We start from the raw sequence: 13,483 nt of genomic DNA, 5'->3' as shown, positions 1-13,483 counted from the left end.
CCATGCCAAAGGACGCGCAACTGCAACAACTCCAGCATATTGAAGATAAGCTGAGAAAACTCATAAGCCGCTACACCGAGGTGCAGCAGCGGTTAAGCAGTGCCCAGGAAGAAATAAAACTTCTGGAAACACAGCTGGAAGAGAAAGATCAGCAAATAAAAAATTTTCAAAATCAGGAGAATATTGTTAAAATTGTAGACACGATAGCAGGAAACCCTGCAAATTCGACTGAGTTAAAGCTCAAGCTAAACGAATATATCAGAGAAATTGATAAGTGTATTGCTTACCTGCGCGACTAAAGTATATGAGTAACAGCGCAGAAAAGGTGAGCAGTAACTATAAAAAACGCAACGGATGAGTGAATTATCAATAAAGATTCGCATCGCAGAACGCGAGTATCCGATGCGTGTAAAGGAAGAAGAAGAAGAAAGGCTCCGAATTGTGGGCAAGTTGCTGAACGAGCGACTAAAATTCTTTAAGGATCAGTTTGGGATCCAGGATAAGCAGGACCTTCTGGCTATGGTTGCGTTTGAAACTATGGTAGAGAAACTGAAACTGGAGGAAGAAAAAAACAAACATCTTTCTAAAGTAGGCCAGCAACTAAATGTGCTGGATGATCTTCTGTCGTCGGTAAAGTAATTCTTTTGTCGAGCAGCCTTTAACGTGTTAGCTATTTTACCGCTTTAACCCCGTCTGTTTGCAGTTACTGCTAATGTGTTTTAATAAACCTTAAAACATGTTAACATGTCCGATATTCTATTAATTCTAATCACCGCCATTGTAGCGCTCGCTGTGGGCGTGTACATTGGGCGTTTGCTGCTGCAAAAGGTATACAAGCAGCAGGAAGTAGCCGCCCGCCAAAAGGCAAAAGCTATTATTCGTGAGGCGGAGATCAACGCCGAAGCCATCAAAAAAGACCGCATGCTGGAAGCTAAGGAGAAATTCCTGAAGCTGAAATCTGAGTTTGAAGAAGAATCAAACAAGAAAAAGAACATTATCATCCAGAACGAGAACAAGGTAAAGCAGCGCGAGCAGCACGTTACCAAGCAGATGGAAGATAACAAGCGCCGTGAGAACGAATTGAACAAAGAAAAGGAGGCCCTTAACTTACAGTTAGAGCACCTGCACAAGCGCAAAGAAGAAGTAGAGAACCAGCACAAAGAAGTTGTTAGCCAACTCGAGAAAATTGCCGGCCTTACTGCGTCTGAAGCCCGCGAACAATTGGTTGATGCCCTGAAGAGCGAAGCTACTACACAGGCATCTTCTCACATTAAAGACATCGTAGCGCAGGCCAAACTTACCGCTACCAAAGAAGCTAAGAAAATTGTAATCGAAACTATACAGCGCACGGCAGCAGAGCATGCTATCGAGAACTGCGTTTCGGTATTCAACATCGAAAGCGATGATATTAAAGGTAAGATCATTGGTCGTGAAGGACGTAATATTCGCGCTCTTGAAGCTGCCACTGGCGTTGAAATTATAGTTGACGATACTCCTGAAGCCATCATTATCTCTGGTTTCGACCCGGTTCGTCGCGAAATTGCACGTCTGTCGTTGCACCGCCTGGTAGCGGATGGTCGTATTCACCCGGCCCGTATCGAAGAGGTAGTTACCAAAACACGCAAAAACATTGAAGAAGAGATCGTAGAGATCGGTGAGCGTACCGCTATCGATCTTGGTATCCATGGTCTGCACCCTGAGCTGATCAAGATGGTGGGTCGTATGCGCTTCCGTTCATCTTATGGCCAGAACTTACTGCAGCACTCTCGTGAAGTTGCTAACCTTTGCGCAACTATGGCTGCTGAGCTTGGCCTGAACGTGAAACACGCGAAACGTGCCGGCTTACTACACGATATTGGTAAAGTAACGCCAGACGAGCCGGAATTGCCGCACGCGATCATCGGTATGGAGCTTGCCAAGAAATACAAGGAACATCCGGATATTTGTAACGCCATCGGTGCTCACCACGATGAGATCGAAATGACAGCGATGATATCACCATTGATTCAGGCATGTGATGCTATCTCTGGTTCAAGGCCAGGTGCTCGTCGCGAGATCATGGAGTCATACATCAAGCGTCTGAAAGATCTGGAAGCAGCAGCTATCTCTTTTGAAGGTGTGAACCAGTGTTACGCCATTCAGGCTGGCCGTGAACTTCGCATTATGGTGGACGCTGATAATGTAACTGACGAGAAAGCCGCACAGCTGTCGTTTGATATTTCGCAGAAGATCGAGAAGGAAATGCAATACCCTGGTCAGATCAAGATTACGGTTATCCGTGAGATGAGAGCGATCAGCTACGCCAAATAGTTTTATACTTTTAGCCAAAGTAGGCCGCCTGTTGTACCAGTTACAGCAGGCGGTTTTTGGTTTTATAGTTGCTTATTTGTCATTTCGAACAGTGTGAGAAATCTGAATTCTATAGTTTGATTATCTACGTTCTGCACCGGTTGCTCTTTAGGATTTGTAATCCTAAATCACCTACTATGAGGATTTTAAATCCGGCTTTTAGCAGCATCTCAACAGCTGGTTATGTGTAAAACCGGATTATAAATCCGGATAGTAATATACTTTCAGATTGCAAATCCGAAAGAGCGGTGGTAGGGGTAGTTGGATCAACCCAACTATAAGACTATAACCAGCCATGTCGCCAGGCTTGTCCTTTCCGGACCAGTTGAGTCACAAATTCAACCTTATAGTTTGGCACGAGTTAAAAACTCGCGCCAGCAGTAGTACTACAACTATAGAACTATTGTGTTAACTATAAACTACAACAGCCTTATTCTGCAAATCTGTTAATCCTGAAAATCCTGATTCAGACAAACAAAAAAACGCCTGCAGAAACTACAGGCGCTTTCGATTTATAGATTAGTTGTATTAGTTTCTAACGTACGATCTTGCTAAGGCCAACTACAACGGCAGCTACGCGGATCGCATCGAAAATGCGTGGCTCAGTGGTACCCAGGTGTAGCACAGAGTTTTCGTGGGAAGTGATGCAGCGCTCACAACCGTTAATAGCTGAAATAGCTAAGCTCATCAGTTCGAAAAACTCTTTACCGAGAACAGGCTTCAGCATAATATTCATCTTTACACGTGCAGGAAGCTGTTCATAAATATCCTTGTTGGCAAAGTGGCGGAAACGGTAAAGAATATTGTTAGTAGCCAGCAGCGATGCACAGGCAATGGCTTCCGATACTTCGCCAAGGTCGGCACCGTTTTCCAGGGCTTTCTCCTCAAATGCTTTGCTTAGTACATCATTTTCTTCGTTGGCAGCGGCAGCAAGCGCTAACAAATAAGCTTCTTTAGGGGACAGTTTTTCGCCTGCAAGAGCCGATTTAAGGTTTACGCGCAGGTCGCGGAGATAACGCGATTCGGTTTCGGTCAGTTTTTCCAGGGCCGTGAAAGTGCTGTCTTCGGATAAGCCAAGGTCGCGAAGCAGGTCTGTTTTAGTTTCTTGTGTTGCAGTTAGCATAATGTATGTCTATAGTTTGAGTTAACAGTTGCGGTTGCAGCCCAACTATAGCTGCGCCGCTTCCGCCTCTGTTTCACTCACACCTTATTTTTATAGTTTTTAAACAGCGATCGTTTCTTCGCCTTTTGTCCAGTTGCAAGGGCAAAGCTCGTCAGTTTGCAGGGCATCCAGCACGCGCAGTACCTCAGCCACGTTACGGCCCACGCTCAGGTCGTTCAGGCTCACCCAACGGATAATGCCCTGCGGGTCCACGATGTAAGTAACGCGGTAAGCCACTTTCTCATTGGCTTCCAAAATACCCAACTCTTCGGCCAGCGATTTAGAAGTATCGGCCAGCATCGGGAAACGCAGTTTGTTCAGGTCTTCATGGTTCTGGCGCCACGCCAGGTGTACAAATTCAGAGTCGGTAGAGGCGCCAACAAGCAGGGTGTCGCGGTCACGGAACTCGTCGTAGTTCTTGTTGAATTCAGCTATTTCGGTAGGGCAAACAAATGTGAAGTCTTTCGGCCACCAGAACATCACCATCCACTGGTCGTTGTTTTTGTGGTCTTCGCTGGTGATGTCAGCAAACTCTTTTCCTTTTTCTAATGATACCACAGCCTGTTTTGTAAAAGCCGGGAACGTAGAGCCTACAGATAATATTCTGTTCTGTGTCATGATATGTATTTGGGGTGAATTATAAATTGATTTATAGTTTGGATTAGCTCAGGAAAGCGTTCAGCATCCAGAGTGTTTTTTCGATCTCATTAATGTCTTCGCTTAGCAGGCTTATAGTTCCTTCATCGCCGGTTTCAGCAGCAAGGGCCATGATTTCGCGCTCCAGGTTAAGTATGGCTGTCAGGTTCTGATGTGTGGTGGTTACTGTTTCGGTGTCGCTGCTTAGGTTTGTAGCCTCTTTTATAGTTGACACCCGCAGGTAGTTAGAGAAGGTGTGCAACGGCGGCTGGCCTATCGTTAAAATGCGTTCTGCAATGGCATCAATGCGCGATAAGGCATTATTGTATAGTTCCTCGAATTTAGCATGCAACTGAAAGAAGTTCGCACCCTTGATATTCCAGTGGAAACCGCGCAGGTTCTGATAGTATAAGTGATAGTTTGCAAGCAGTTCATTCAGCTTATCGGCTATCTGTATAGAATCTTCTTTTTGCAATCCTATGTTTGTCAGCTTTGTCATAGTTTCTATAGTTTGAGATATTATTTTCTGTATGATGCTACAAAGGTTATTTTTAAGGCTTCATAAATCAAATTGATTGTTTTTATGATTTGATAGTTGTAAACTATAATATACCTTTGTAATCAACTATTGCTCATTTTATATATTCTTGTAGCTTAATTTTTCTGGTTTATGACTCTTGTTCAATTGGAATACCTGGTAGCGGTAGATACTTACAGGCATTTTGCCACGGCCGCAGAGCATTGCTTTGTAACCCAGCCAACACTTAGTATGCAGCTGCAAAAGCTGGAGGAAGAACTAGGTGTGCAGTTGTTCGACAGAAGCCGGGTGCCCGTGAGACCAACAGAAATAGGGAAGGAGATTATTACGCAGGCGCGGCTTGTACTTGCCGAGTCGAAGAAGATACAGGAGATCGTGCAGAACCAGAAACAGGAACTGAGCGGTGAGCTGAGAATTGGCGTGATACCAACCCTGGCACCTTACCTGATGCCGCTTTTTATCACCAGCTTTTTAGAAAATTACCCGCAGGTAAGAGTGGTGGTGCAGGAGTTGCTGACAAATGAGATCGTAGAGAAGCTGAACCATGAGCAGCTGGATGTTGGCCTGCTTGTTACACCCCTCGAAAATAAAACTATAAAAGAGTTGCCCCTGTTTTACGAAGCCTTTATGGTGTATGTAAACCCGAAGCACGCGCTGGCCAAGCAAAAAGAAATAGACCCCGCAGAGCTGTTGCCTGATGACCTGTGGGTGCTGAACGAAGGCCATTGTTTCCGAAGCCAGGTATTGAACATCTGTAACCGTGGTGGCAAAATTGGCGGATTTGAAGGAGCAAACCTGGACTACAGAAGCGGCTCCCTGGAAACCCTGAAACGCATTGTAGAAACGCAACACGGCCTCACGTTGCTCCCTGAGTTGTCGGTACTGGAAATGCCCGAAGATAAAAAGCAACTGGTAAGACCGTTTAAAGAACCACAACCATTGCGCGAAGTAAGCCTGGTGGTGCACAAAAGTTTCCTGAAAAAGAAGTTGGTAGAAGCACTACAAAAAGAGATAATTTCGTCGGTACCTGAAACTGTAGTTAACCGGAAAAAGCAACGGGTGGTGGGGATAAGTTAGAGAGTTTAAGAGTTAAAAAGTTAGAAAGGTATGGAACCTAGCAGCGTGCGCAGCTCCTACTAGTGTCTGGCAGTAACTATAAACTTAAGCCTATACTGGCGCCGGTATCTATCCGGTGACGTGCAGTGTACGCGAGTCTCCAGACTCGCTGTTTCTATTTGCACAAGTGAGTCTGGAGACTCACACCCACTTAAAGACACCGGTTGGATACCAGCGCCAGCAAATAAGTCTAAACTATAAAAACAAAAAAGACTGCCCGGTTAAGAGCAGCCTTTCTTTATAACTGTAATGTTATGTCAAACTATGCAGTGATGCCGGCTTGCTGAAGGGCAGCAACCATGGCTTCACCGATCTCAGCAGGAGACTCCACTACGTGGATACCGTTCTCGCGCATGATCTTCATTTTAGCAGCTGCAGTATCGTCAGCGCCGCCAACTATAGCACCAGCGTGGCCCATTCTGCGACCAGCAGGAGCCGTCTGGCCTGCTATGAAACCAACTACCGGCTTCTTGTTACCAGTTTCGCTGATGTACTGCGCAGCCATAGCTTCGTAGTTACCACCAATCTCACCAATCATTACGATAGCATCTGTCTCAGGGTCTTCCATCAATAACTGAACTGCATCTTTTGTAGGCGTACCAATAATCGGGTCACCACCGATACCGATAGCAGTAGAAACACCTAAGCCGGCTTTCACGATCTGGTCAGCAGCTTCGTAAGTAAGTGTGCCTGATTTAGAAACGATACCGATACGACCTGGCTTGAACACGAAACCTGGCATGATACCAACTTTTGCTTCACCTGGCGTAATAACACCCGGGCAGTTTGGTCCGATAAGCGTTACATTTTTAGACTTGATGTAGTTTTTAGCAGCCACCATGTCTTTAACAGGAATACCTTCTGTGATACACACGATCACTTTAATACCCGCATCAGCAGCTTCCATAATAGCATCAGCAGCAAAAGCTGGTGGCACGAAAATGATAGATACATCAGCACCAGTTCTTTTTACAGCGTCTGCTACCGTGTTAAAAACCGGCAGGTCTAAGTGGTTGTTGCCACCTTTGCCCGGAGTAACACCACCAACAACGTTAGTACCGTACTCGATCATCTGAGATGCGTGGAAAGAACCTTCAGAACCTGTAAAGCCCTGTACGATCACTTTCGAATCTTTATTTACTAAAACACTCATGTGTATCTTATTTAGTTGTGTATAACCGTCTAATAATAAGGATGTGCAAAAATAGGCTTTTTTATGGCGCGTACAAAAAATAGTTAGAGCTAATATAGTTGATAGTTGCTGGTTATTTGTTGCTCAATGGTAGTAGCTCTTTTCTTTAAAAAGACGATACACATCAGTTTAAGTTAGTCTGTAAACTATAGTTGCCGGAACACTATACGCTGTTTATGGTGTTGTGTCTGCAGTAGGTGCCTGCGATCCTGCTGAAAACATAATTTTAATTACGTACCTTTGCACCCGAGAATTCAAAAATACCTCACATGAAGTATCTGAACCATATAACCGAAGCGATCGGTAACACCCCTCTTGTAAAACTTAACAGTGTTGCAAAAGAAACAAAGGCTACCATTCTGGCCAAAGTAGAATATATGAACCCGGGTAACTCTGTAAAAGACAGAATGGCGATCCGGATGATTGAAGATGCTGAGAAAGCGGGCATTCTGAAGCCGGGCGGCACTATTATAGAAGGCACATCCGGTAACACCGGTATGGGGCTTGCTCTGGCAGCCATTGCCAAAGGCTACAAGTGTATCTTTACGCTTTCTGATAAGCAGAGCAAAGAGAAAATGGATATTTTGCGTGCGGTAGGAGCCGAAGTTATCGTTTGCCCTACCAACGTAGCACCAGAGCACCCGGATTCTTATTACTCAATTGCTAAGCGCCTGAACAAGGAAATACCAAACTCGTTTTACCCGAACCAATACGATAACCTGTCGAACTGGAAAGCGCATTACGAAAGCACCGGTCCGGAAATTTGGGAGCAGAGCGAAGGTAAAGTAACGCACTTTATTACAGGTGTTGGTACCGGCGGTACGGTAACAGGTATCTCTAAGTACTTAAAAGAGAAAAACCCCGCAGTACAAACTATAGGAATTGATACCTATGGTTCTGTTTTCAAGAAGTATAAAGAGACCGGTATTTTCGACGAGAACGAGATATACTCCTATGCTACAGAAGGCATCGGTGAAGACATTCTGCCTAAGAACGTAGATTTCGACCTGATCGATCAGTTTATAAAAATAACCGACAAAGACGGCGCTGTTATGACACGCCGCCTGGCTAAAGAAGAGGGCCTTTTTGTAGGCTGGTCTTCTGGTACTGCCATAGTTGGCGCACTGGAATATGCCCGTGAAAATAACCTGACGGAGAACGATGTGGTAGTTGTATTGCTGCCTGACCATGGTACACGTTACCTGGCCAAGATCTACAACGATGATTGGATGCGTGCCCAAGGGTACATCGACTAACTATAAATTTAAATGAGGAAAGGCCCGGATATGCTTGTCCGGGCCTTTCTTTTTTGTACCTTTAATAGTAGTAAGAACAGTACCAACCTATCGGCTCGTTATTTTTTGCAATTCAAGGATCCCGGTATTAATTTAGCCGTAGTAATTTAATGCAGACCGGGTAGTAGCTCCGGGGCATACAAAAGCGGTAAAACTTTATTTCAGAAATATCTGTTATCAGTTCCGAAGCAGTAAGGCTACAACCGCCAGGCTGCAGAAGATGCTTTTAACTGCACGATTAAAATTGTTCAAAAGCTATCAGCCCTAAACGGCTTCTGTTCTGAGTGACGCAATACAACTAATGGAAAAACTCTCCGGCATACTGCTCATTGATGATGATGAGACCACAAACTTTCTGAACCAGCGCCTACTGGACAGAATGCAGGTGACCGAGCATATCCATACGTTCGTTAACGGGAAACAGGCTTTCGATTACCTGTACAATGTCAGTAACAATAATTATGACCCGGGCAACGCCGGTTACTTTAAGCCTGAGCTGATCTTTCTGGATATTAATATGCCGGTAATGGATGGTTTTGAGTTGCTGGACCTGTACGAGCGCCTTAACCCTGAATTCAGGAAAGGGATAGTGATGATCGTGCTGACCACTTCTACGCACCCCCAGGACACGGAAGCGGTTAATAAATATGCGGCTGAATACATAACCAAACCGCTCACTGCCGATAAACTGGAAAAGCTGATGACAAAATACTTTTCCAGCAAGCAAACCAACGAAGTTTAGTTTTAAACTATAGTTAGGATTTGGATAAGGGCCCTGTCAGCACAGTGGCCTTTTTTGTTATAGTTAAAACGAGAAGCCTACCCCAACCTCAGATTTAATAGCCAGGTTAAGCAACACACCAATCCCGGCTAGGAACAGGCCTATGCCGATAAGTTTTTCCATGTTGCTGATCTTGCCGCGTGTGCGTTTGTACAGGTTGCCACCCAGCGCACCAAGCGCAAAGGCAGCTATCAGGGGCAGACAGCGGCTCCAAAGCACATTGCCCAGTAAGAAGTGCGTTATAAAACCTGTAAAGCTGGTGATAACCAGTATAAACAGGGAAGTGGATGTGGCGATCTGGGGAGGGATCCTGAAAAGTTTGATCATCATGGGAGTTTGAACGAACCCACCGCCAATACCAAACAAGCCTGCCATTATACCTGATGCAAAACCCAGTGTAGATACTACGCCACCATTCAGCCTGTAAGCCAGGTGTTTTGCCTTATTTTTCCGGATGAACGTAGTGGGTACGCGGCGCATTCTGTACATCATGCCGCCATGGGTGGTCACTTCTTTTTTAGATGGTATGACCATGGCAAACCCGACAGAAATAACGAAAAGCGCAAAGATAAGCTGCAACTTAAATACCGGCAGAAAAGCAACCATAAACGCGCCCAGCACCGTGCCAACTATAGCCGGCAGCTGAATTAAGGTGCCCACCAGGTAATCTATAGTTTTGTCGCGGAGGTTGAACATGGAAGCAATGAACGAAGCCGGAACCAGCGCCGCCATAGTTGACCCAATCGCGATCTCGATGTTGTACCCAAAAAAGATGATAAGGATCGGTACCATAAACACACCGCCACCAAACCCGATAACAGTACCGAATGCACTAACAAGTATACCTATAAAGAAGATGAACAATTCTTCCATGTGCAGCCGTGCGCCAGGCAACGGATTTTAGTTTATGATGCTGTTACAGGTACGAACGAAAACGTGTCGCCGTTAAATAAACCTTTGTCGCTAAGCTTAAGGGACGGAATAACCAATAGCGCCATAAACGAAAGCGTCATGAAAGGCGATGCCAGGTTACTGCCCATTTCCTTGCTCATCTTATCTATAGCTGAGTAAGCTTCTGCTACTTTGTAGCCATCTTCTGCAGACATGATACCAGCCACAGGCAAAGGTAATAATTGCTCATGTTCACCATTTACCGCTGATACGCCGCCTTTCGCATTAATGATCAGGTTCACGGCACGGGTTATACTTTCATCATCTACCCCAACTGCAATTATGTTATGCGAATCGTGACCAACCGACGAAGCGATGGCGCCGGACTTCAGACCAATATTTTTGATAAAGGCTACAGCCGGTTCGGCTTCTTCATAACGGTTTACGACGGTCATCTTCAGCACATCATTCGCCACATCCGAAACTATAGAACCGTTCTCTATTTTTGGCGCAACAATACCTTCATTAGTTATAAGCTGTCCGTCAAAAGCCTCAATTACTCTTATCTTATGGGCATCTGCAGCAGGGATCCGGAATTGGGCTATAGTTTTAGGGCTGGTGTTGAAGTTGTTTATAGTTTCGCTATCCGTGAAAGCAATGTTAGACTTTCCGTTTTCAGCTACCTTTTCGCCGTTAATGTAAGTGGCCAGCACGTTAAAGTTTTCCAGCGCGTCTACAACTATAAAATCGGCAGGGTCATTTTCTCTAAGTAAGCCTACCTTCATTTTGTAATGTTCAACCGGGTTTACACAAGCCGCCTGCAGCACATGAAACAGGTCGTTGCCTTTTGCCAGCGCGCGCTTTACCAGCAGGTTGATGTGGCCTTCCACTAAGTTATCGGGGTGCTTATCGTCGGAGCAGAACATAATGTTGTTGTAGTGCTTTGGCAACAGTGGTATCAAGGCTTCAAAGTTTTTGGCGGCGCTGCCTTCGCGTATCAGTATCTTCATGCCTACGGCCAGTTTGTCCAAAGCTTCTTCGGCGGTAAAGCACTCGTGGTCGGTGGTGATGCCGGCAGAGGCGTATAGTTTAGCCTGCTCGCCCATTAATCCGGGAGCGTGGCCGTCGACAGCTTTCCCATACTTTTTTGCCAGCTCAATTTTCTCCATCACAACCGGGTCGCGGTGCAGCACGCCGGGCCAGTTCATCATCTCAGCCAGGTACACAATCTCGTCGCGCTTAAACAATTCTTCTATGTCGGCAGCCGTTATTTCGGCACCGGCCGTCTCGAAAGGCGTAGCAGGCACACACGATGGCGCTCCAAAGTAAAATTTGAACGGTGTCTTTTTGCCGTTCTCGATCATGTACTCCACACCTTTTACGCCAAGCACATTTCCTATCTCGTGTGGGTCTGATATGGTAGCTATAGTTCCGTGTACTACGGCAAGGCGGGCAAACTCGCTGGGTACCAGCATCGAGCTCTCTACGTGCACATGGGCATCCACGAAACCGGGTAAAATATAATTTACAGCATCGGTGGCTTCACGAACTATTTTAGAAATACGGCCGTTTTCAACCTGAACTGTACCTTCAAATATCTCTTTGTTGTGTATGTCTATGATGCGTCCGGAAACGGTGTAGGCTGCCTGCATGGTATCTGGTATTAGTTTATTAAATTGCCTGTAAATGGGGCTTGAACCCGTAAATTACTTTATATTTGCATTAAAATCAGTCGTTTTGAGAAAGTTAATTTCATATTTTGTAATAGCTTGTGTGTTAGGCACTGGTACGCTGGCCGGGTGTAGCCCCAGATCAGCACAGCAGAAAAAAACGGCTAAATACCAGAAAATGAGCAAGCGCGGTAAAGCTCCCTGTCCTTGTGATTCCAATTAATACTTACCTTGTCTTTATGAAAAAAATCGTGATCGCGTTAGATGGCCATTCCTCGTGTGGTAAAAGCACAACAGCCAAGCAGGTGGCAGCTGAACTAGGCTACGCTTACATTGATACCGGTGCCATGTACCGTGCGGTTACGCTGTATTTTCTTGATCACCACATATCGCTTACCAACCCGAAGGAAGTAAGTGATGCCCTGAAAAATATCGACATCACGTTCCACTATAATCCTAAAACCGGGCGCAACGAAACGTACCTGAATGGCCTGAACGTGGAAGACGAGATACGTAAAATGTACATCTCAAACCAGGTAAGTGAAGTGAGCGTGGTACCGGCCGTGCGTCACGCCATGGTGGCGCAGCAGCAGAAAATGGGCAAGCGACGCGGCGTGGTAATGGATGGCCGCGATATTGGTACGGCCGTATTCCCGGATGCGGAAGTGAAGATATTTATGACTGCGGATGTAGATACCAGAGCCAAGCGCAGACAACAGGAACTACTGGTAAAAAACCAACTGGTGAACCTGACAGACATAAAACAAAATCTGGAGAAACGCGACCTTATAGATTCTACCAGAGCGGAAAGCCCGTTGCGCCGTGCGGAAGATGCCGACCTGTTGGATACTTCGCATATGACGATTGATGAGCAGGTTGAGTTTGTAATGAACAAGGTGGCATCGAAGTTGCTGGAACAAAAGTATAGTGTAGAGCAGGATTAAAGAGTTGAGATCATGACGATCACCATAGATAAAAATTCAGGTTACTGTTTCGGAGTGGAATTCGCCATACAAATGGCCGAAGACGAAATGGAACATGTGGAAGAACTATATTGCCTCGGTGACATAGTGCATAACAGCATGGAAGTGCAGCGCCTTTATCAGAAAGGCCTCCGCGTTATAGACCGCGAAGAACTGCGCAACCTCCGCGATTGCAAAGTGCTGATTCGAGCACACGGCGAGCCACCGGAGACGTACCAGATCGCGCTGGAAAATAATTTAGAGTTGATAGATGCCTCATGCCCTGTCGTTTTAAAGTTGCAGAACCGCGTAAAACATGCCTTCGATTCTATTAAAAAAGACGATGGGCAGGTGGTAATTTACGGTCAGGTTGGTCATGCGGAAGTAATTGGTTTAGCCGGTCAGACCTGCGACGAAGCAATTATAGTTACTACCGAAGAAGACCTGGAGAAGATAGACTTTAAACGCCCGGTAACACTCTTCAGCCAGACAACAAAAAGCACAAAAGGCTTTTACCATATCAAGGCCCTTATTGAAGAGCGCATTAAGCAGGCTAACGAAGACAGTACCCAACCCGAATTTGATGCCAACGACAGCATTTGTCGCCAGGTATCGAACCGCGAACCGCAACTATCAAGGTTTGCGACAGAGCATGATGTGCTGATATTTGTGAGCGGTAAAAAAAGCTCAAACGGTAAGGCTTTGTACAGCGTGTGCAAGCAGCATAACCCAAACAGTTACTTTATCGAGAACGAGACCGAACTGGAGCAGGCATGGTTTGAAAATGTGACTAGTGTAGGTATTTGTGGCGCAACCTCTACACCTATGTGGCTAATGCAGCAGGTGGCAGATGGCATTGCCAAGCTAAATGAACCTGTTTGCTAGCTATAG

The 13,483-nt window shown here is 45.7% G+C and carries 13 protein-coding genes and 1 pseudogene; 8 read left to right on the top strand and 6 right to left on the bottom strand.

The features are described from left to right. Nucleotides 1–2 precede the first annotated feature (2 nt). The 3 genes from ABS362_RS03170 to rny all read left to right on the top strand — a co-directional run bounded on the left by ABS362_RS03170 (nt 3) and on the right by rny (nt 2,310). The gene (locus tag ABS362_RS03170) at nt 3–299 is read left to right on the top strand and encodes a hypothetical protein (protein WP_350410837.1); all 297 of its coding nucleotides are present in this window, start codon (nt 3–5) and stop codon (nt 297–299) included. Nucleotides 300–354: 55 nt separating this feature from the next. Further along, nucleotides 355–639 carry a cell division protein ZapA gene (locus ABS362_RS03165; protein ID WP_350410836.1) on the top strand — a complete coding sequence of 95 codons (285 nt, stop codon included), beginning with the start codon at nt 355–357 and terminating at the stop codon, nt 637–639. A gap of 105 nt (nt 640–744) precedes the next feature. After that, nucleotides 745–2,310 (top strand): ribonuclease Y, encoded by a 1,566-nt coding sequence (rny, locus tag ABS362_RS03160; protein ID WP_350410835.1) that lies wholly within the window; start codon nt 745–747, stop codon nt 2,308–2,310. A gap of 574 nt (nt 2,311–2,884) precedes the next feature. Here rny and ABS362_RS03155 read toward each other — a convergent pair. The 3 genes from ABS362_RS03155 to ABS362_RS03145 all read right to left on the bottom strand — a co-directional run bounded on the left by ABS362_RS03155 (nt 2,885) and on the right by ABS362_RS03145 (nt 4,646). Next, complete coding sequence (locus ABS362_RS03155; RefSeq protein WP_350410834.1) at nt 2,885–3,472, bottom strand: carboxymuconolactone decarboxylase family protein; 588 nt, start codon at nt 3,470–3,472, stop codon at nt 2,885–2,887. Nucleotides 3,473–3,571: 99 nt separating this feature from the next. Then, nucleotides 3,572–4,129 (bottom strand): peroxiredoxin, encoded by a 558-nt coding sequence (locus tag ABS362_RS03150; RefSeq protein ID WP_350410833.1) that lies wholly within the window; start codon nt 4,127–4,129, stop codon nt 3,572–3,574. Nucleotides 4,130–4,172: 43 nt separating this feature from the next. Further along, nucleotides 4,173–4,646, bottom strand: coding sequence for a Dps family protein (locus ABS362_RS03145; RefSeq protein WP_350410832.1), 474 nt, complete (start codon nt 4,644–4,646; stop codon nt 4,173–4,175). A gap of 171 nt (nt 4,647–4,817) precedes the next feature. On the opposite strand from ABS362_RS03145, the gene ABS362_RS03140 reads away from it, so the two are divergent. After that, entirely contained in the window at nt 4,818–5,762 is a 945-nt protein-coding gene (locus ABS362_RS03140) for a hydrogen peroxide-inducible genes activator (RefSeq protein WP_350410830.1), read from the top strand. A gap of 301 nt (nt 5,763–6,063) precedes the next feature. On the opposite strand, the gene sucD is transcribed toward ABS362_RS03140, so the two are convergent. Further along, complete coding sequence (gene sucD, locus ABS362_RS03135; protein ID WP_350410829.1) at nt 6,064–6,954, bottom strand: succinate--CoA ligase subunit alpha; 891 nt, start codon at nt 6,952–6,954, stop codon at nt 6,064–6,066. Nucleotides 6,955–7,262: 308 nt separating this feature from the next. Here sucD and ABS362_RS03130 point away from each other — a divergent pair. Then, nucleotides 7,263–8,246: pseudogene (locus ABS362_RS03130) on the top strand (PLP-dependent cysteine synthase family protein); the annotation flags it as partial. Between the two features lie 343 nt (nt 8,247–8,589). Beyond that, entirely contained in the window at nt 8,590–9,030 is a 441-nt protein-coding gene (locus ABS362_RS03125) for a response regulator (protein WP_350410828.1), read from the top strand. 63 nt (nt 9,031–9,093) lie between these two features. On the opposite strand, the gene ABS362_RS03120 is transcribed toward ABS362_RS03125, so the two are convergent. Together ABS362_RS03120 and ade are read right to left on the bottom strand one after the other, a co-directional pair. Continuing rightward, the gene (locus ABS362_RS03120) at nt 9,094–9,963 is read right to left on the bottom strand and encodes a sulfite exporter TauE/SafE family protein (protein WP_350410827.1); all 870 of its coding nucleotides are present in this window, start codon (nt 9,961–9,963) and stop codon (nt 9,094–9,096) included. 11 nt (nt 9,964–9,974) lie between these two features. Then, nucleotides 9,975–11,612, bottom strand: coding sequence for an adenine deaminase (ade, locus tag ABS362_RS03115; RefSeq protein WP_350410826.1), 1,638 nt, complete (start codon nt 11,610–11,612; stop codon nt 9,975–9,977). 257 nt (nt 11,613–11,869) lie between these two features. Here ade and cmk point away from each other — a divergent pair, with 257 nt between their 5' ends. Continuing rightward, the gene (cmk, locus tag ABS362_RS03110) at nt 11,870–12,574 is read left to right on the top strand and encodes a (d)CMP kinase (RefSeq protein WP_350410825.1); all 705 of its coding nucleotides are present in this window, start codon (nt 11,870–11,872) and stop codon (nt 12,572–12,574) included. Between the two features lie 12 nt (nt 12,575–12,586). Next, the gene (locus ABS362_RS03105) at nt 12,587–13,477 is read left to right on the top strand and encodes a 4-hydroxy-3-methylbut-2-enyl diphosphate reductase (protein WP_350410824.1); all 891 of its coding nucleotides are present in this window, start codon (nt 12,587–12,589) and stop codon (nt 13,475–13,477) included. Nucleotides 13,478–13,483 lie beyond the last annotated feature (6 nt).

The sequence above is a fragment of the Pontibacter populi genome (genome assembly GCF_040278685.1).
In the GTDB taxonomy this organism is placed as follows: domain Bacteria; phylum Bacteroidota; class Bacteroidia; order Cytophagales; family Hymenobacteraceae; genus Pontibacter; species Pontibacter populi.
Note: the sequence above shows the minus strand (reverse complement) of the source record. Positions and strands in the feature narration are given on the sequence as shown.